Here is a 16052-nt window from a genome sequence, read left to right as displayed (position 1 = left end):
ATGACCGAACAACAAGATAAAATTTATCGTAAATTTACCGGTGAAGTCGTTTCTGATAAAATGGAAAAAACCATCGTTGTTAAGGTTAACCGTTCGAAAATTCATCCAAAGTATAACAAAAGATATATGACGAGCAAAAAATACAAAGTTCATGACGATAAAAATGAAGCTCAGATTGGTGATAAGGTTATTTTTCAAGAATGTCGACCAATTAGCAAGGATAAGTGTTGGCGTTTAATTCAAATTATTAAATAAAGATATGATTCAAGGACAGACATATTTAAAAGTTGCCGATAATAGTGGTGCCAAAAAATTAATGTGCATCAAGGTTTTGGGTGGTTATAAAAGTCGTTATGCTCGCGTGGGTGATATTATAGTTGCGAGTGTCAAAGAGGCCCGTCCTTATAGTATGGTTAAAAAGGGTGATATCGTTTATGCTGTTATCGCTCGAACTAGAAAGGAACAAAGACGATCAGATGGTTCATATGTTCGTTTCGATGACAATGCGGCCATTATTGTTGATCCCAAGAATAAAGAACCTAAGGGGACACGTATTTTTGGTCCTATTGCTCGTGAATTAAAAACACAGGGTTTTACTAAAATAATTTCATTAGCTCCAGAAGTTTTATAATAATATGAAAATTAAGAAAAATGACAATGTAAAAATTTTAGCTGGTAAAGATAAGGGTAAGAAGGGTAAGGTGCTTAAAATATTACCTAAAGAGCATAAGGTTGTAATTGAAGGGATTAATTTACTAACTAAACACGTGAGAGCGCGTCGCGAAGGCGAAAAGGGCCAAAGAGTCCAATTTCCAGCGCCATTAGACGTTTCAAAAGTAATATTAATTTGTTCTCATTGTAATAAGAGTGTTCGAGTTGGTTATAAAGTTTTAGATAATAAAAAGAAGATTAGATATTGTCGGCAATGTCATCAAGTCATTGATCAATAATCTTATTAATTTAAAATATGAATAGACTTAAAGAAAAATATTTAAAAACAGTTCGACCTCAATTAAAAGAAAAATTGGGGTGTCAAAACGACTTGGCAGTTCCTCAGATCAAAAAAGTGGTGGTTAATGTTGGGTTAGGAGCAGCACGAAGTGATGATAATTTTATTAAGGCGGTGGAAAATACCTTAGCTAGAATTACAGGTCAGAAACCAGTTTTAACTTTAGCTAAGAAATCAATTGCTGGTTTTAAGATTCGACAGGGTCAAACTGTTGGTATAAAAGTTACTCTACGGGGAGAGAGAATGTATGATTTTATTGATAAAATTATTGGCGTAGCCTTGCCACGCGTAAGAGATTTTAGAGGTTTGGACGAAAAAATTATTGATCAGGCTGGTAATTTATCTTTAGGATTAAAAGAACATTTGGTTTTTCCGGAAATTAATCCTGATGAAATTGATCGAGTGCATGGTTTGGAAATTGTAATTACTACCAGCGCACATAATCAAGTCGAGGCTTTAGAATTATTTAAGTTATTAGATTTTCCCTTTAAGAAAAAAGAAAATAAATAATATTAATTTCAACAATAATTTATATGGCTAAAAAATCCTTAATTGAAAAAGCAAATCTTAAACCTAAATATTCAACACGCACGATTCATCGTTGTTGGCGTTGTGGGCGTAATCGGAGCTATATGCGTGATTTCGGTTTATGTCGTATTTGTTTTAGAGAATTAGCCAATAGAGGAGAAATCCCTGGAGTAAAAAAATCTTCATGGTAATAATTTTTAAATTTTATTAATTTATTATGACAGATCCAATCGCTGACATGCTAACTAGAATTAGAAACGCCTCGGCAGTTAAAAAGCCTGAGGTAGTTATACCATTTTCCAAAATTAAATGGCAGATAGCTCAAATCTTAGAACGTGAAGGATGGGTGGGTAAAATAAAAGAAGAGGAAAATGGAAGTAATGGTTTTAAAATAATTAAAATCAATTTGAAATATATTGAGAATCAACCAGCTATTAAAAATTTAAAGAGAGTGAGTAAACCAGGCTTAAGAGTTTATGTTGATAAAAATAATATTTCAAAAGTTTTGAATGGTTTGGGTATGTCAATTATTTCAACTTCTCAAGGATTATTAACTAACAATGAAGCCAAGCAAAAAAATGTTGGCGGAGAAATAATTTGTGAAATTTATTAATATGTCTAGAATAGGAAAACAAATCATTAATTTACCAGAAAAAATTGAATTAATAATGGATGATTCAATAATTAAAGTAAAAGGCCCCAAGGGTGAGTTAAGTTTAAATTTGCCGAAAACTATTAAAGTTAAAAAAGACAATCAAACTATAATAGTTAATGTTGAAAATGAAGATATTAAAGAGCAACGTTCTTTATGGGGAACATATAATCGCTTAATTAATAATATGGTGATTGGAGTGAGTCAAGGTTTCGAAAAAAAATTAGAAATCAATGGAGTCGGTTATAGAGCTGAAGTTAAGGGAAAAATATTAGTTTTAAACGTTGGTTATTCTCATCCGTTTGAATTTGAAATTCCAGAAGGCATTGAAATTAAAGTAGAAAAAAATGTTATTAGCGTAGCCGGTATCGACAAACAATTAATAGGGGAAACGGCAGCTAGAATTAGAAAAATTAGAAAACCTGAACCATACAAGGGTAAGGGCATTAAATACGCAGATGAGATTATTCGACGTAAGGTTGGTAAGCGCGCTGCTGGTTCATCTAGTTAATTTTAAACATTAAATTTATGATTAATATTAGTCAAAATAAACGTAAGACAAAGATTCGCCGTCATCGTAAAATTAGACAAAAAATACAAGGCGATGCCCAATGTCCCAGATTGTGTGTCTTTCGGAGTTTAAAACATATTTATGCTCAAATTATAGATGACCAGATCGGTCGAACTTTAGTTAGCGCCAGAGATGAAGAAATTAAAGCTAAGTCTAAAACTAAAGAATCAGAAACGAAGGTTAACTTAAAGGCTTTCGCCGTGGGAGAATTAATTGCTCAAAAAGCCTTACAACAAGGCATTAAAACCGTAGTTTTTGATCGTGGTGGTTATAAATATCATGGCCGGGTAAAGGATTTAGCTGAAGGCGCTCGGGCAGGTGGTTTAAATTTTTAAATTAATTCTAAATTCATGACCAAGTCAAAAGAAAAAAAACAAGATAAATCCAGAGTTAAAGAAGAAAAAGAATTTAATCAACAGGTTGTTGATATTCGTCGCGTAACTCGGGTAACTAAAGGTGGTAAGCGTTTACGTTTTCGCGCTTGTGTTGTTATTGGCGACAAAAAGGGTCGAGTTGGTTATGGTATGGCTAAAGGAGCTGATGTAGCCATGGCGGTTAATAAAGCGGTAGTCAAAGCCGAAAAGGATATTTTAAATGTTATAATTATTAATGACACCATCTCACATGAAATTAGAATAAAATATAAATCAGCTCGTTTAATGTTAAAACCGGCTAAACAGGGTAAGGGTATTATTGCCGGTGGAGCTATTCGGACAGTTTTAGAATTAGCTGGTTATAAAAACGTGACTGGTAAAATGTTTGGTTCTCGCAATAAAGTTAATAATGTAAGAGCGACTTTTCAAGCTTTAAAGAGTTTTAAATACGCAAAATAATATGGCCTTAAATTTATCTAATTTAAAACCTGGTTCAGGTTCTCAAAAAACTAAAAAAAGAGTTGGTCGTGGTGGTAAACGAGGAACCTATTCTGGACGTGGTCAGAAGGGTCAAAAATCACGTTCCGGTGGAAAAGGTGGTTTAAAGACTTTAGGTTTTAAATCAACGTTACAACGCATCCCACAAAAACGTGGTTTTAAAAGTTTGCAAACCAAAATGGAAGTAGTTAATCTAGCCGATTTAAATAGAATTTTTAAAGATGGCGACACTATTGAATTAGAGGCTTTGTTAAAAAACAATTTAATTGATAAAATAAAGAATGGAGTTAAGATTTTAGGTCGGGGAGTATTAAATAAAAAATTAATTGTGCGTGCTCATCAATTTTCTAAATCAGCTCAAGAGGCTATTGAAAAAGCTGGCGGTAAAGCCGAGATAATAGGCGGAAAGGAATAGATTTAAGTTTTGAAATTTTAATTTTATGTGGAAAAAATTTTTTCAAGTGTTTAAAATTAAAGATTTACGTAAAAGCATTTTTTCTGTTATAGGAATGCTTGTTATTTTTAGAATTGCTGCTCATATCCCGGTGCCGGGAGTTGATATTGAAGCTTTGAAAGAATTTTTTGGATCAAATCAGGTCTTTGGTTTAGTAAATGTTTTGTCTGGTGGTGCTATGTCAAATTTTTCAATTATTGCTTTAAGTATTGGTCCATATATCACTGCTTCAATTATTTTTCAATTATTAGTCATGATTATTCCCAAGTTAGAAGAATTATCTAAAGAGGGTGAAGCTGGTCAACGTAAAATTAATCAATACACTCGTTTATTAACCGTACCATTGGCCGTCATGCAGGCTTACAGTATGATTATTTTATTAAGTCGTTCTCAACAGGGTATTATTCAAAATATAGCCGGTTGGCAAACCGTTATTACGGTTTTAATTATGACTGCTGGAACTATGTTTTTGGTTTGGTTGGGAGAATTAATTTCAGAAAAAAATATTGGTAATGGTATTTCTTTAATCATCTGTGCGGGTATTATTGCTCAATTGCCAACAACTTTACAGCAAATGGTGGTGACTTTTACCACTAGTCAAATTACTAATTTAATAGTTTTTGCAATCTTAGGTATAATTACTATTGCGGGTATCGTTTATATTACTGAAGCACAACGCAATATCCCAATTTCTTACGCTCGTCGTATTCGCGGTCGCAGAATGTATGGTGGTACTGACACTTTTTTACCCTTAAGAGTTAATCAAGCCGGCATGATTCCAATCATTTTTGCTATTTCTTTGGTATTATTTCCATCATTAATTGGCCAACTTTTAACTCGTGCAAGATTAGATTGGGTGTCTCAGATAGGTTATTTTTTAATTGAAATGTTTAAAAATCAATGGATTTATGGTTTAATTTATTTTAGTTTAGTAGTAGCTTTTACTTATTTTTACACTTCAGTTGTTTTTCATCCCCATCAAATTGCCGACAACTTAAAACGTCAGGGCGGTTTTGTTCCGGGTATTCGGCCAGGGGCAACCACGGCGGATTATATCGGCCACGTAAGTACCAGAATTATGCTAGCCGGGGCTTTGTTTTTGGGGGTGATTGCTATTTTACCTTTAATTACTCAACAATTTTTAGGTTTTCAGGGCATGTTGGTGGGTGGTGCTGGTATTTTAATCATAGTTTCAGTTATTTTAGAAACTGGTAAAAAATTAGATTCTCAATTAAGTATGCGCGAGTACGAGGGTTTATAGAATTTAATTTTTAAAAATAAAAATAAAAATATGTCTTTTTATGACCAGGATAAAAAATTATCTATAGCTTATTGGTTATCAACCAATGCTGAAAAAATTAAGAAGATAGCTAAAGCTATTTTTATTTTTTTAGATGGAGTTTTGATTTTATATTTATTAATCACCATAATTATTTTATTAGTTAGTATACCTAATTATAAAGATACTTTAGTTAATTTATCGCAAAATTATATTAATTTTGAACTCTGGAAACAGCGTAATCATCCACAAGATTTAAAAACAACAGGCTTTCAGGTAGTAGAATACGCTGGCCAGGGTGAATGCGATTTAATTGCCCAGGTTGAAAATTTAAATTCAAAATGGGCAGTCAAAAGTTTTGATTATCGATTTATTTATCAAGGGGGCGTGACTCAATATCAACAAGGTTTTATTTTACCTCAAGAGAAAAAAATAGTCGCTATTTTTAATCATCGTTTCCAAGCTAAAATTATTAATCCACAGCTCGAAATTACCAATATTATTTGGCAGAGGATTGATAATCAAAAATCATTGTGGCAAATCAAATCAAGTGATTTTATTATTGATGATATAGAATATTTAAACAATAAGAGTGTTGAAAATTTAGATATTTCTCGAGTTAAGTTTAGTTTAAGAAATAATACTTTGTACGGATTTTATGATTTGGAAATTAAAGTTATTTTATATCAATCTGGCCGAGTGGTTGGGATTAATAGTTTAACCGTAAGTCAATTAATGAGCGGTGAAAAGAAAAATTTAGAAATGGCATTTAATGAAAATTTGCCGTTGGTGGTACAGGTAGTGGTGCAACCGGAAGTTAACATTTTAGACAGTCATAATGTAGTTTCTTTTTAGGCAAATTTAAATTTAAATTTTAAAATCATGGTACATTTAAGAACCATCTTTAAAAAAATTGATTGGACAGTTTTAATTATCATCTTAATTTTAGGTTGTTTAGGTCTGGCCATTCAATACAGTTTGGGTTTGAGTCAACAGTCGCAAAATATTTTTTATCGTCAAGCAATTTATTTAATTATTAGTTTGGCGTTATTTTTTTTAGTTTTAAATATTGATTATCGTCATCTTAAAAATTATAGTAAAATTTTATATCTAATTATGATTGGCCTGCTGGTTTTGACTCTATTTTTTGGTAAGGTTCAAAATAATACGCGAGGTTGGCTATCCTTTGGATTTTTTAATTTACAAGTAGTTGAAATCGCTAAAGTAATTTTAATTATTGTTTTGGCTAATTATTGGTCAGCTAAAAATCGTTATCAAGTGACCTTTAGACATGTTATTGAAAGTGGGTTAATTGCCGGTTTACCTTTTGCTTTGGTAATGTTACAACCAGACTTAGGTTCAGGTTTAATTTTATTTGGCTTGTGGCTAGGCATGTTGTTTTTTTGTGACTATAAAATTAGCCATTGGTTATTGGTTATTGTTTTAATTGCAATTTTAATTTTAGTTGCTTGGTGTGGGGTTTTAAAAGATTATCAGAAGGATCGTTTAATCTCTTTTGTTAATCCACAAAGTGATCCATTGGGGCGAGGTTATCAATTAACTCAATCAATGATTGCAGTGGGCGCTGGTGGTTTAAGTGGACGAGGGCTGGGTCTAGGCACTCAAAGTCAACTGAAGTTTTTACCAGCTAGTCACACTGATTTTGTTTTTAGTGTTATCGCGGAAGACTTAGGTTTGGTTGGTGCCGGTCTGGTTTTAATTATCTATTTTATTTTATTTTATAAACTTTTTAATTTGGCTCGGTCGAGTTATGACGATTTTAGTTTATTGATGTTGGTGGCAATCAGTTTAGTCTTTTTTGTACAGATTTTTATTAATATTGGCATGAATATAGGTTTAATGCCGATTACGGGTGTGCCATTGATTTTTTTAAGTTATGGCGGGAGTTCATTGTTGTCAACTTTTATAATTTTTGGTTTGATTGAAAGTTTGATTATTTATCGTATTAAAACTTAAAATAAAAGATTTTAAAAGAGACGAACGTTTAAACAATTTAACAATTTAACAAATTTCTACGTCGTTTATGGCGACGGTTTTGTTTTGTGATAAATAATCCCTGCTATGGGCAGGGTAGAAAGATTTTATTAAAAAGGCGACACATTGTTGTATCGCCTAGAGTTATGAGTAATATTTTACTCGGTTTTGTTTTTATTGTCACTCAATAAGTTCATAATGAGTCTATAGGCCTTTTCATCGTCTGTTATAAAGAAGATCTCGGCCATCTGGTCAGGTGATAGCAAGTTCTTCTCAATAAGCATCCATCCAAATATTATATTTGGATTTTTTAGCCAAAAATTGAACATTTCATCACTAGAGAACCCTTGCGACACAAACTGATCAGCAACCATTCCCCAAATTTCCCAATGGTTACGGTTTTCCGCGATTTTAATCATTTCGTCTGGCATAAGTTTGCCCGACCGAACGATTGCCAAATCAACTTCATGGCAATTAGCTTCTTCACGGAGTTGGAGCATTTTGTCTAGCGATAATACGCCGGATAAAATGGCGGCCGCGCCGATTGTTGGATCATGGGTTCTCTCCCAAAATCCAAAAATTTTATCTGGCGACAATTTGCCTGTTTTGATGATTTGCGCCAATAATAAATAGCCCTCAGTCATTTGTTCCTCCTTGTTTTGTTGATTTTAAAAAGAAATATAGTTATTAACATTTTAGCAGGTATTTTATCTTTGTCAAGGATTATATCTGCAAATTTTGTGTCATAAAACTTATTAGCCTTGACTTTTTAACTCAGAATTGCTAAAATAAAACCATTATAAATTTAAAATAAATTTTATGGAAAAATTAATTTTAGAAACTCAAAAAAGAGAAGCTGTTGGCAAGGCTGTGCAACAAATTAGACAAGCGGGATTGGTGCCGGCGGTTTTATATGGTCATGGTGTAGAAAATATTAATTTAAGTGTTGATGGCAAAAAATTGACCAAAATGTATGAACAAGCCGGTGAAAATACCTTGGTTGATCTAGTTATTGATCAGGCCGAGTCTGTGCCAGTTTTAATTAATGCAATTCAATATGATTCAGTTACTGGTCAAATTTTGCATGTTGATTTTTATAAAATTAAAGCCGGTGAAAAAATTACAACTGAAGTGGAATTGATTTTTATTGGCGAATCTAAGGTAATTAAAGAAAGTGGTGGAACTTTACTTAAAAGTATGGATCAGGTTAAAATTGAATGTTTGCCACGTAATTTAATTCACCAGATTGAAGTAGATATATCAGTTTTAGATGATTTTGAAAAAGCTATACACGTAAAAGATTTAAATGTGCCAGCTGAAATTAAAATTTTAGACAAGGAAGATGAAGTTGTGGCCACGGTTACTCCGCCACGAGCCGAAGAAAAAGCAGAGACCGAAATCGAAGAATCTGCCATTACAGAAAAACCATTGGCGGGTAAAGAGGAAAAAACTGCTGATTCAGAATAAAATTAATTTTTTAAATCAGACGGATTCATGTCCAAAAACAAAATTATTAAAATTATTTTAATTATCATTTTATTTTTAATCTTGATTGGTTTTGGTGCTTTTCTTTACCAAGATAGTCAAACTGATTTAGTTTTAGATAATTTTAATGTTAATTTAAATTTAGATTCATCTATAAATCAATTTCCCCGTCGTTTAGACGGGGTTTTGATTGAGAATGAAGAACAAATTAATCCATGGGTAGGTGCGGTTATGATTGATAATATGGTTGATGCTCGTCCGCCAGCTGGATTAGATAAAGCAGGACTAGTGATAGAATGCCTTGCAGAAGCTAATATTAGCCGTTTTTTGGCGTTTTTTACTCTAGACACACTTATAGACCAATTGGGCCCAATTCGATCAGCCAGGCCGTATTTTGCCGAATGGGCAGGGGAATTACAAAGTTTATATATTCATTCTGGTGGCAGTCCGGAAGCACTAAAAAATTTAAAAAATAATATTTATAATGTCACAGATTTAAACGAATTCAGTTGGGGGCCTTATTTTTGGCGTGATTGGAAAAGATATGCGCCCCATAATTTATTTACTTCAAGCGAAAAGTTAAATCAATTTTTAGACGATCAAAACTTAAACGATCAAGTACCAAATTATAGATCGTGGTTGTATAAAAGAGATTTAATTAAAAAACAACGACCAATTGATGAACAAAAAATTAAAATAATTTACAAAGAGCCCAGCTATATGGTTGAGTGGCAATATGATTTAGATCAAAATGATTATTTAAGATATCAAGCCGGTCAACCTCATTTAACTGCCGACGAGCAAGAATTACGAGCTAAAAACGTAATTATTCAATATGTTGAGATGGAAATTATTGATTATCTTGGTCGCAAAAAAATTCCAACAGCTGGACAGGGTCAAGCGGTTATTTTTCAAGATGGGCAAAAGATAGAAGGTCAATGGCTAAAAAATAATTCCGACGAGCGGACTTTATTTTATAATCAAAACGATGAGGAAATTCAATTTAACCGCGGTATAACCTGGATTGAAGTTGTGCCCGAAGGATATAGAGTGGAGTATTAAAGATTAATATGCTATAATTAATTTTAGGAGGACAATTACGTTCTTTAACAAGAAAACAATTAAAATAAGAGAGGATAAAATGAAAGAACAAGTTAACTTTGAATTAAATCCGAAATCAGACCTTACACCAGATGAAGTTATGGAGATGTTGGAGAAAACAGGAGCAATAATGATTGATGGCCATTATGAACTAATATGTGGCGAACATACCTCAGGCTTTTTCTGCTTTTACAGAATTGCTCAATGGCCGTTTGTTATAACTACAATAAGCGATGACATAGTTCGGTGGATAAAGAAGGGGCGACTAAAAAAAATAGGCGCTATCCTTACTATATCTAATCGTTCGTTAGTTTTAGGCTTTGATGTAGCTCGCACACTAAATGAAAAAATGAACACGAGAATTGTTGAGGCTCTAACAGATAAAAAGGGAGAGACTACAAAAAAATTAAGAGCTGGTCAAAACCTATTACCAAGTGAGAGAGTGGTAATAGTCGCGAGCGTAACAACTACAGGTGGAAGCATCAATCAATGCATCTCTATAGTCAAGGAGCACGAGGCACTTTTATCGGCTATTTGTATTTTTGCTACCAGAAACGACAGGGCTATTCAAAACATTAAGGATTTTCTTGAAAAAGAACTTCCAGGTTCCGAGGTTCCTATCTACGTCATTCTGAATTTTAAAGGAGAAGAATGGAATTCTTGTCCCAAATCGGAATGTCCGATATGTAAACAAAAAAAGCCTTTCGAATATGCCAAAGATGTGCGCTAGGAGTCCAATTATCCTTTCAAAAAACACAAAGCCGGGTTTTAACCTCGGCTTTTTTAATATCAAATTATTTTTTTAAAAATTTAACTTATTTGTAAAATTCTATTTTTGCCACTTAAATCTTGAAAAACTTTTATTTTAGCTTGAGGCAAGTGGTGAAGTATAATATTTTTTAAATTTACAGCTTGATTAAAACCAATTTCAATTAAAATATATTGTGGTTGATAATTAAGTTGTTTGATCTGTGAAAATAATTGTTGATAGTGTTGCAAGCCTTGATTTTGGGAAATTAGTGCTGATTGGGGTTCGCGAGGTACGTTTTTAAATTCTTCTTGAGTTAAATAAGGCAAATTGGCGATTAATAAGTCAATTTTTTTATTTTTAAGCGGTTCCAAAAGATTGCCTTGATAGAAATTAATTTTATTTAAAACTTGGTGTTGTTGGGCATTAAGTTTAGCTATTTTAAGAGCTGACTTAGAAATATCCGTGGCATAAAATTTAGATATTGAATTAGAAGACAAGTTTTTAGCAATAGAGATTATAATACAACCTGAACCAGTACCGATGTCGCTTATCGCTAACTGCTGATTGCTTATTATTAATTGCTTGTAGATTTGTAAAGCTTGGTCAACTAGTAATTCAGTCTCTGGGCGAGGAATTAAAACATGAGGATCAACTTTAAATTTTAAATTATAAAATTCTTTATAACCAATTAAATAAGCGACTGGCCATTTTTTTATTCTTTTATTAATTAATTTTTTAAATTTAAACCATTGTTTAAAATTAATTTTTTCTTCCGGATGAGAATAGAGGTGTTCTTTGGATTTATTTATAGCAAAAGATAAAAGCACCTCAGCATCAAGTTGGACTGAGGAGATCTGGTGAGATTTTAATTTTTGAATTGATTGGTCGAATATTTTTTGAATAGTCATATTATTCGGCTAAAAGTTTTTCAGCTTCAGCTTGTTTGAGCGCTTGAACGATTTCGTCAATTTGACCATCTAAAATAGCATTTAAATTGTGCCATGATTGTTTAATGCGATGATCAGTCACGCGGTCTTGAGGAAAATTATAAGTTCTAATTTTTTCTGATCGATCGCCGGAACCGATTTGTTGTTTACGATTTTGGGTTAATTCTTTTTGTCTCTTTTCTTCTTCAAAAGCTAAAACACGCGAACGTAAAACCTCCATAGCTTTAAGTCTATTTTGAAGTTGAGAGCGTTCATCTTGGCAGGTAACTACTAAACCAGTAGGTAAATGAGTAATACGCACGGCTGAATAAGTGGTATTAACTGATTGTCCGCCATGGCCACCGGCACAATAAGTGTCAATTTTTAAATCTTGAGAATTAATTTTAACATCAATTTCTTCAGCTTTAGGTAAAATAGCCACGGTGGCAGCGGAAGTATGAATGCGACCAGATTTTTCTGTTTCAGGAATACGTTGAACTCGATGAGTTCCACTTTCAAATTTTAAACCACCGTAAGCGCCCTGACCGTCAATTTCAAAAATTATTTCTTTAAGCCCACCTAAACCACTAGTATTTTTTGAAATAATATGAATTGGCCAGTGAGAGCGTTCGGCATAACGCGAGTACATTCGAAAGAGGTCAGCTGCAAAAAGTTCGGCTTCGTCACCGCCCACACCAGCACGAATTTCAATAATAATACTTTTATCATTAAGTGGATCAGGAGGTACCAGAGCTTGCTGAGCTTCTTTTTCTATTAAAATTAATTGTTCTTTTAATTTAATTAAATCTTGTTGAGCAAGTTCGGTTAATTCAGCATCTTGATTTTGTTGAATAATGTGTTGATTGTCCTTAATTTGATTTTGAATTTGCTGAATTTTTTCTAATTTATCGACAATATTTTTAACACGCAGATATTCTTGATTGGTTTGCTTATATTTTTGTTGATCATTAAAAATAGCTGGATCTTGTAACTGTTTTTCCAGTTTTTGAAATTGGATTTGATTGTCGGTTAATTTTTCTAGCATACTTTATTATAACTTATTTTTATTAAACAAAAAACAACAGAAATGAATCTATTGTTTTAAGTTTAAAATATTTAATTGTCGTCTTTGGGAGTTATTTTTTTTTCTTTTTTCTCAACCATTTTTTGAGCTTTGGATTTGATCATTTGGCTTTGTTTTTCTAAGCGACGTTTAAATTTATCGACACGTCCTTGAGTATCGACTAATTTTTGCTGACCGGTATAAAAAGGGTGGCAGGCAGAACAAATTTCAACTTCCACCTTTTCTTGAGTTGAACCGGCTTGCCAATTGTTACCACAAGCACAAATAAATTGGGCTTGGGGGTAGTATTGTGGATGAATATCTTTTTTCATGAGATTCAATTTATTTTTTTATTCTTAGATTGATAAAGGTAGCGCGAGCGACGGGAGATAGCAAAAATACTTAAAACCGTAATATAAACCGTACTCACATCTGTAGGTATTGTATATCTTGGATTAAAAATTGTCAAGACCACCATAATTAAAATAAGCGCTGTCCAAAGAATAACGAATCTTTCACCAGCATAACGCGAGGCATATTGACGAGTGATCCAGCGGTCAAATTCTTTAGTACCAACATAAATACTTAAAACAGCAATATAAATGATACCCAAAGTACAACGACTAGCTATTAGCCGACTTTCACCAGAAATAAAATCTAAAATAAAAATACTTAAAGTTATAACAGTCCAAACGTTGACTAGCCAACGCCAATGGCTTTTGTCGTGGGATAAATTGTTTTGTTTTAATTTGGACATAAATTTATTATAAATTAAAATAAAAAAATTTCAAGTCTAAAATTGACTAATTTTATCAAATCAGCTATGCTATTTAAAATGTTAAAAATAATAAAGAAAATTTTAGGCGTTTTAATGCTGGTTGTCGCGGTCTTGGGTTTGATTTTACCTGTTATTCCCGGAGTGATTTTGATCTTTCCAGGTTTAAAATTATTAGGTTTTAATTACACAGAAGCGTTGAAAGATAATAAACTTTTTAATTTAATTTTAGATTCAATTAAAATTTATTTACCCAGAAAACAGACAAAATAATTTTTTAACCCTTGCTTTAAATTTAATTTTTTGCTAAGATAACTTATTATTAAAAAATAACCTTAATTTTTAAGTTTTATAAGAAATATGCCACATATACCAAGTTTACTTGATTTGTTAAAAGCCGGAGTGCATTTTGGTCATCGTAAATCAAAATGGCATCCCAAAATGGAACCTTATATTTACACTGTACGTGAGGGGGTTCATATTTTTGATTTAGACAAAACAGTCGAAGCCTTAAAACGCGCTTTGGATTTTACTAAAAATATTTCTAGTCAAGGTGGACAAATCTTATTTTTAGGTACAAAAAAACAGGCCATGCCAATTATCAAAGCTCAAGCCGAAAGAGCGGAAATGCCTTATATTACCGATAAATGGATTGGTGGAACTTTTACTAATTTTAGTGTTATTTCAAAATTAATAAAAAAAATGAAAGATTTGGAGATTAAAAAAGGTAGCGGTGACTTAGATAAATATTCCAAGAAAGAACAAATAAATTTTGATAAAGAAATTCAACAGTTAAATAAAAAAATTGGCGGTTTACGTAATTTAAATAAATTACCGCAAGCCATTTTTATTATTGATTTATCCAAAGAGAAAAATGCTTGCCAAGAAGCTCGCAAAAAACATATTCCGATTGTTGCGATTTGTGACACTAATGTTAATCCGACTGATATTGATTACCCAATTCCAGCCAATGATGATGCTGTAAAATCGTTAGAAACTATCATTGGTTTAATGGCGGATGCTGTTTTAGAAGGTCGTAAAGAACAAGTCGTTAAAGAATAGTTTATTATTTTTCATTTAATAATTAAATAAAAATAAAATTATGGAATTAGATGCAAACATAATTAAAGAATTAAGAGAAAAAACCGGTGCCGGCATTTTGGATTGCCGTAAAGCTTTAGGTGAAACCAATGGCGATATTGATCAAGCTATCGATATAATTAAAAAATCTGGCAAAAAAATTGTAGCCAAAAAACAAGATCGCGCCACCAACGCAGGCTTAATTGAAGCTTATATCCACGGGGAAGGTCGCATAGGAGTTTTAGTCGAAATAGTTTGTGAAACTGATTTTGTGGCACGCAATCCAGAATTTAAAAATTTAGCTCACGAAGTAGCTATGCAGATAGCCGCTATGGCGCCAGAATATGTTTCAGCTGATGAAATTCCAGTTGAAGTAGTTGAAAAAGAAAAAGAAATTTATCGTCAACAATTAGCTCAGGAAAATAAACCAGCCGAAGTAGCCGAAAAAATTATTGAAGGCAAATTAAATAAATTTTACGAAGAAGTCTGTTTGTTAAATCAGAAATTTATTAAAGATGATAAAAAAACAGTTCAAGTGGTAGTTGAAGAAGTTTTAGCCAAACTTAAAGAAAATATTAAAATTAAAAGATTCGTTAGATTTAGCTTATAATTTTTAAAATGCTAATTTACGGATCGCGTGACCTAACGTTTTTTCGTTAATTAGCATGTGATTGTAAATTAGCATTTTTATTTTTTTCATTATGATTTTAGCTTATATACAATTTTCTCCATGGGATAAGGTTTACCATTTTAATGCTGAAGATTTAAATTTACATCTTGGTGATCAGGTTGTTGTGGCGACTCAAATTGGTAGAGAAATTGGCATGGTGGCTGGTTTAGAAAAAAACGATCAGCCGAGCGAAGAGCTTTTAGCTCAATTAAAACCAGTTTTAAGAAAAGCCAATACTAGTGATTTGAAAAAGATTTACCTACATAAGGATAAAAAAAACGAGATGCTAAAAGAATGTCAGCAATTCGTCACTCAATATAATTTGCCGATGCGTTTGTTGGGAGTGCGTTATTCTTATGATGGCGGTAAAATTATCTTTGGCTTTGTGGCTTCCAAGAGGATTGATTTCAGGGATTTATTAAAAGATTTAACCCATCATTTTCAAAAGACTATTCGTTTGATTCAGGTTGATTCGCGTCAAGCTTTAAAAATTGGCGGTGGTATTGGCCCCTGTGGACGATCTTTATGCTGTACTAAATTTATTAAAAAATTTAACAAGGTTAGCATTGAACAAGCCCAAAGTCAGCAGATTGCTCATCGCGGTAAAGAAAGATTAAGCGGACCTTGTGGCTCATTTTTATGTTGTTTAGGTTTTGAAGCTGATATTTATCAAGAATCTATTAAAAAAATGCCAGCCTTGGGGAGTGAAATTAAAGTTAAACAAGGCAAGGGTAAGGTGATTAATTGGCATATTTTAAAACAGAGCGTAGATGTTAAATTAGACGACGGGATGATTGTTGAAGTTGATATTAATCAATAAATAAATTTTAAATATTAATTT

General features: G+C 32.5%; 25 protein-coding genes. 20 read left to right on the top strand and 5 right to left on the bottom strand.

The genetic code is table 11. The features are described from left to right. The 13 genes from rpsQ to rodA are packed head-to-tail and all read left to right on the top strand — an operon-like array spanning position 1 to position 7342. A complete protein-coding gene (rpsQ, locus tag PHS07_01045; GenBank protein ID MDD4606916.1) occupies positions 1-255 on the top strand; it encodes a 30S ribosomal protein S17 in 255 nt (84 codons plus the stop codon). A 4-nt stretch (positions 256-259) separates the two neighbouring features. Beyond that, entirely contained in the window at positions 260-631 is a 372-nt protein-coding gene (gene rplN / locus PHS07_01040) for a 50S ribosomal protein L14 (protein MDD4606915.1), read from the top strand. A 4-nt stretch (positions 632-635) separates the two neighbouring features. After that, the gene (gene rplX / locus PHS07_01035; protein MDD4606914.1) at positions 636-950 is read left to right on the top strand and encodes a 50S ribosomal protein L24; all 315 of its coding nucleotides are present in this window, start codon (positions 636-638) and stop codon (positions 948-950) included. Between the two features lie 17 nt (positions 951-967). Next, positions 968-1519, top strand: coding sequence for a 50S ribosomal protein L5 (gene rplE, locus PHS07_01030; GenBank protein ID MDD4606913.1), 552 nt, complete (start codon positions 968-970; stop codon positions 1517-1519). Positions 1520-1542: 23 nt separating this feature from the next. Continuing rightward, positions 1543-1728 carry a type Z 30S ribosomal protein S14 gene (locus tag PHS07_01025; GenBank protein MDD4606912.1) on the top strand — a complete coding sequence of 62 codons (186 nt, stop codon included), beginning with the start codon at positions 1543-1545 and terminating at the stop codon, positions 1726-1728. 26 nt (positions 1729-1754) lie between these two features. Beyond that, positions 1755-2150 (top strand): 30S ribosomal protein S8, encoded by a 396-nt coding sequence (gene rpsH, locus PHS07_01020; GenBank protein ID MDD4606911.1) that lies wholly within the window; start codon positions 1755-1757, stop codon positions 2148-2150. A 1-nt stretch (position 2151) separates the two neighbouring features. Continuing rightward, positions 2152-2700, top strand: a complete 549-nt coding sequence (gene rplF, locus PHS07_01015) for a 50S ribosomal protein L6 (GenBank protein ID MDD4606910.1) — start codon at positions 2152-2154, stop codon at positions 2698-2700. A 17-nt stretch (positions 2701-2717) separates the two neighbouring features. After that, positions 2718-3095, top strand: coding sequence for a 50S ribosomal protein L18 (gene rplR / locus PHS07_01010; GenBank protein ID MDD4606909.1), 378 nt, complete (start codon positions 2718-2720; stop codon positions 3093-3095). 15 nt (positions 3096-3110) lie between these two features. Next, a complete protein-coding gene (gene rpsE, locus PHS07_01005) occupies positions 3111-3593 on the top strand; it encodes a 30S ribosomal protein S5 (GenBank protein ID MDD4606908.1) in 483 nt (160 codons plus the stop codon). A gap of 1 nt (position 3594) precedes the next feature. After that, entirely contained in the window at positions 3595-4047 is a 453-nt protein-coding gene (rplO, locus tag PHS07_01000) for a 50S ribosomal protein L15 (GenBank protein MDD4606907.1), read from the top strand. Positions 4048-4072: 25 nt separating this feature from the next. After that, entirely contained in the window at positions 4073-5347 is a 1275-nt protein-coding gene (gene secY, locus PHS07_00995) for a preprotein translocase subunit SecY (protein MDD4606906.1), read from the top strand. Between the two features lie 30 nt (positions 5348-5377). Further along, on the top strand, positions 5378-6220 hold the full coding sequence (locus tag PHS07_00990) for a hypothetical protein (protein ID MDD4606905.1): 843 nt from the start codon (positions 5378-5380) through the stop codon (positions 6218-6220). A gap of 27 nt (positions 6221-6247) precedes the next feature. Beyond that, positions 6248-7342, top strand: a complete 1095-nt coding sequence (gene rodA, locus PHS07_00985; protein ID MDD4606904.1) for a rod shape-determining protein RodA — start codon at positions 6248-6250, stop codon at positions 7340-7342. 176 nt (positions 7343-7518) lie between these two features. On the opposite strand, the gene PHS07_00980 is transcribed toward rodA, so the two are convergent. Next, positions 7519-8004 (bottom strand): hypothetical protein, encoded by a 486-nt coding sequence (locus tag PHS07_00980; protein ID MDD4606903.1) that lies wholly within the window; start codon positions 8002-8004, stop codon positions 7519-7521. Between the two features lie 175 nt (positions 8005-8179). On the opposite strand from PHS07_00980, the gene PHS07_00975 reads away from it, so the two are divergent. From PHS07_00975 to PHS07_00965, 3 genes are all read left to right on the top strand, one after another. Beyond that, the gene (locus PHS07_00975) at positions 8180-8827 is read left to right on the top strand and encodes a 50S ribosomal protein L25 (GenBank protein MDD4606902.1); all 648 of its coding nucleotides are present in this window, start codon (positions 8180-8182) and stop codon (positions 8825-8827) included. Between the two features lie 27 nt (positions 8828-8854). Next, positions 8855-9907 carry a DUF3048 domain-containing protein gene (locus tag PHS07_00970; protein MDD4606901.1) on the top strand — a complete coding sequence of 351 codons (1053 nt, stop codon included), beginning with the start codon at positions 8855-8857 and terminating at the stop codon, positions 9905-9907. 79 nt (positions 9908-9986) lie between these two features. Next, positions 9987-10676 (top strand): hypothetical protein, encoded by a 690-nt coding sequence (locus PHS07_00965; protein MDD4606900.1) that lies wholly within the window; start codon positions 9987-9989, stop codon positions 10674-10676. 80 nt (positions 10677-10756) lie between these two features. On the opposite strand, the gene prmC is transcribed toward PHS07_00965, so the two are convergent. From prmC to PHS07_00945, 4 genes are all read right to left on the bottom strand, one after another. Further along, the gene (prmC, locus tag PHS07_00960) at positions 10757-11605 is read right to left on the bottom strand and encodes a peptide chain release factor N(5)-glutamine methyltransferase (GenBank protein MDD4606899.1); all 849 of its coding nucleotides are present in this window, start codon (positions 11603-11605) and stop codon (positions 10757-10759) included. Between the two features lies 1 nt (position 11606). Further along, on the bottom strand, positions 11607-12668 hold the full coding sequence (prfA, locus tag PHS07_00955; GenBank protein ID MDD4606898.1) for a peptide chain release factor 1: 1062 nt from the start codon (positions 12666-12668) through the stop codon (positions 11607-11609). Between the two features lie 71 nt (positions 12669-12739). Next, positions 12740-13018 (bottom strand): 50S ribosomal protein L31, encoded by a 279-nt coding sequence (gene rpmE, locus PHS07_00950; protein MDD4606897.1) that lies wholly within the window; start codon positions 13016-13018, stop codon positions 12740-12742. Between the two features lie 5 nt (positions 13019-13023). Then, complete coding sequence (locus PHS07_00945) at positions 13024-13443, bottom strand: hypothetical protein (protein MDD4606896.1); 420 nt, start codon at positions 13441-13443, stop codon at positions 13024-13026. 66 nt (positions 13444-13509) lie between these two features. Between PHS07_00945 and PHS07_00940 the strand changes: the two genes are divergently transcribed. The 4 genes from PHS07_00940 (at position 13510) to ricT (ending at position 16031) form a co-directional block, all read left to right on the top strand. After that, positions 13510-13734 carry a hypothetical protein gene (locus tag PHS07_00940; GenBank protein MDD4606895.1) on the top strand — a complete coding sequence of 75 codons (225 nt, stop codon included), beginning with the start codon at positions 13510-13512 and terminating at the stop codon, positions 13732-13734. Positions 13735-13821: 87 nt separating this feature from the next. Further along, a complete protein-coding gene (rpsB, locus tag PHS07_00935) occupies positions 13822-14523 on the top strand; it encodes a 30S ribosomal protein S2 (GenBank protein MDD4606894.1) in 702 nt (233 codons plus the stop codon). A gap of 40 nt (positions 14524-14563) precedes the next feature. Then, positions 14564-15151: a translation elongation factor Ts gene (locus tag PHS07_00930; GenBank protein MDD4606893.1), complete on the top strand. Its 588-nt coding sequence runs from the start codon at positions 14564-14566 to the stop codon at positions 15149-15151. A gap of 91 nt (positions 15152-15242) precedes the next feature. Continuing rightward, positions 15243-16031, top strand: a complete 789-nt coding sequence (ricT, locus tag PHS07_00925; GenBank protein ID MDD4606892.1) for a regulatory iron-sulfur-containing complex subunit RicT — start codon at positions 15243-15245, stop codon at positions 16029-16031. Positions 16032-16052: the final 21 nt, after the last annotated feature.

Source organism: Patescibacteria group bacterium (assembly GCA_028707495.1).
Lineage (GTDB): Bacteria > Patescibacteriota > Patescibacteriia > UBA2591 > JAQWAS01 > JAQWAS01.
The sequence above is the reverse complement of the archived record's forward strand: the minus strand, read 5'-3'. Positions and strand labels throughout refer to the sequence as shown.

What these genes read in the sequence shown, in the direction of transcription:
- rplN (MDD4606915.1), top strand. Translation starts at nt 260, where the DNA reads ATGATTCAAGGACAGACATATTTAAAAGTTGCCGATAATAGTGGTGCC.
- rplE (MDD4606913.1), top strand. Translation starts at nt 968, where the DNA reads ATGAATAGACTTAAAGAAAAATATTTAAAAACAGTTCGACCTCAATTA.
- PHS07_00970 (MDD4606901.1), top strand. Translation starts at nt 8,855, where the DNA reads ATGTCCAAAAACAAAATTATTAAAATTATTTTAATTATCATTTTATTT.
- ricT (MDD4606892.1), top strand. Translation starts at nt 15,243, where the DNA reads ATGATTTTAGCTTATATACAATTTTCTCCATGGGATAAGGTTTACCAT.
- PHS07_00930 (MDD4606893.1), top strand. Translation starts at nt 14,564, where the DNA reads ATGGAATTAGATGCAAACATAATTAAAGAATTAAGAGAAAAAACCGGT.
- PHS07_00965 (MDD4606900.1), top strand. Translation starts at nt 9,987, where the DNA reads ATGAAAGAACAAGTTAACTTTGAATTAAATCCGAAATCAGACCTTACA.
- PHS07_01025 (MDD4606912.1), top strand. Translation starts at nt 1,543, where the DNA reads ATGGCTAAAAAATCCTTAATTGAAAAAGCAAATCTTAAACCTAAATAT.
- rodA (MDD4606904.1), top strand. Translation starts at nt 6,248, where the DNA reads ATGGTACATTTAAGAACCATCTTTAAAAAAATTGATTGGACAGTTTTA.
- PHS07_00940 (MDD4606895.1), top strand. Translation starts at nt 13,510, where the DNA reads ATGCTATTTAAAATGTTAAAAATAATAAAGAAAATTTTAGGCGTTTTA.
- rpsB (MDD4606894.1), top strand. Translation starts at nt 13,822, where the DNA reads ATGCCACATATACCAAGTTTACTTGATTTGTTAAAAGCCGGAGTGCAT.
- PHS07_00990 (MDD4606905.1), top strand. Translation starts at nt 5,378, where the DNA reads ATGTCTTTTTATGACCAGGATAAAAAATTATCTATAGCTTATTGGTTA.
- PHS07_00945 (MDD4606896.1), bottom strand. Translation starts at nt 13,443, where the DNA reads ATGTCCAAATTAAAACAAAACAATTTATCCCACGACAAAAGCCATTGG.
- rplX (MDD4606914.1), top strand. Translation starts at nt 636, where the DNA reads ATGAAAATTAAGAAAAATGACAATGTAAAAATTTTAGCTGGTAAAGAT.
- rpmE (MDD4606897.1), bottom strand. Translation starts at nt 13,018, where the DNA reads ATGAAAAAAGATATTCATCCACAATACTACCCCCAAGCCCAATTTATT.
- PHS07_00980 (MDD4606903.1), bottom strand. Translation starts at nt 8,004, where the DNA reads ATGACTGAGGGCTATTTATTATTGGCGCAAATCATCAAAACAGGCAAA.
- rpsH (MDD4606911.1), top strand. Translation starts at nt 1,755, where the DNA reads ATGACAGATCCAATCGCTGACATGCTAACTAGAATTAGAAACGCCTCG.
- secY (MDD4606906.1), top strand. Translation starts at nt 4,073, where the DNA reads ATGTGGAAAAAATTTTTTCAAGTGTTTAAAATTAAAGATTTACGTAAA.
- prfA (MDD4606898.1), bottom strand. Translation starts at nt 12,668, where the DNA reads ATGCTAGAAAAATTAACCGACAATCAAATCCAATTTCAAAAACTGGAA.
- prmC (MDD4606899.1), bottom strand. Translation starts at nt 11,605, where the DNA reads ATGACTATTCAAAAAATATTCGACCAATCAATTCAAAAATTAAAATCT.
- rplO (MDD4606907.1), top strand. Translation starts at nt 3,595, where the DNA reads ATGGCCTTAAATTTATCTAATTTAAAACCTGGTTCAGGTTCTCAAAAA.
- rplR (MDD4606909.1), top strand. Translation starts at nt 2,718, where the DNA reads ATGATTAATATTAGTCAAAATAAACGTAAGACAAAGATTCGCCGTCAT.
- PHS07_00975 (MDD4606902.1), top strand. Translation starts at nt 8,180, where the DNA reads ATGGAAAAATTAATTTTAGAAACTCAAAAAAGAGAAGCTGTTGGCAAG.
- rpsE (MDD4606908.1), top strand. Translation starts at nt 3,111, where the DNA reads ATGACCAAGTCAAAAGAAAAAAAACAAGATAAATCCAGAGTTAAAGAA.
- rpsQ (MDD4606916.1), top strand. Translation starts at nt 1, where the DNA reads ATGACCGAACAACAAGATAAAATTTATCGTAAATTTACCGGTGAAGTC.
- rplF (MDD4606910.1), top strand. Translation starts at nt 2,152, where the DNA reads ATGTCTAGAATAGGAAAACAAATCATTAATTTACCAGAAAAAATTGAA.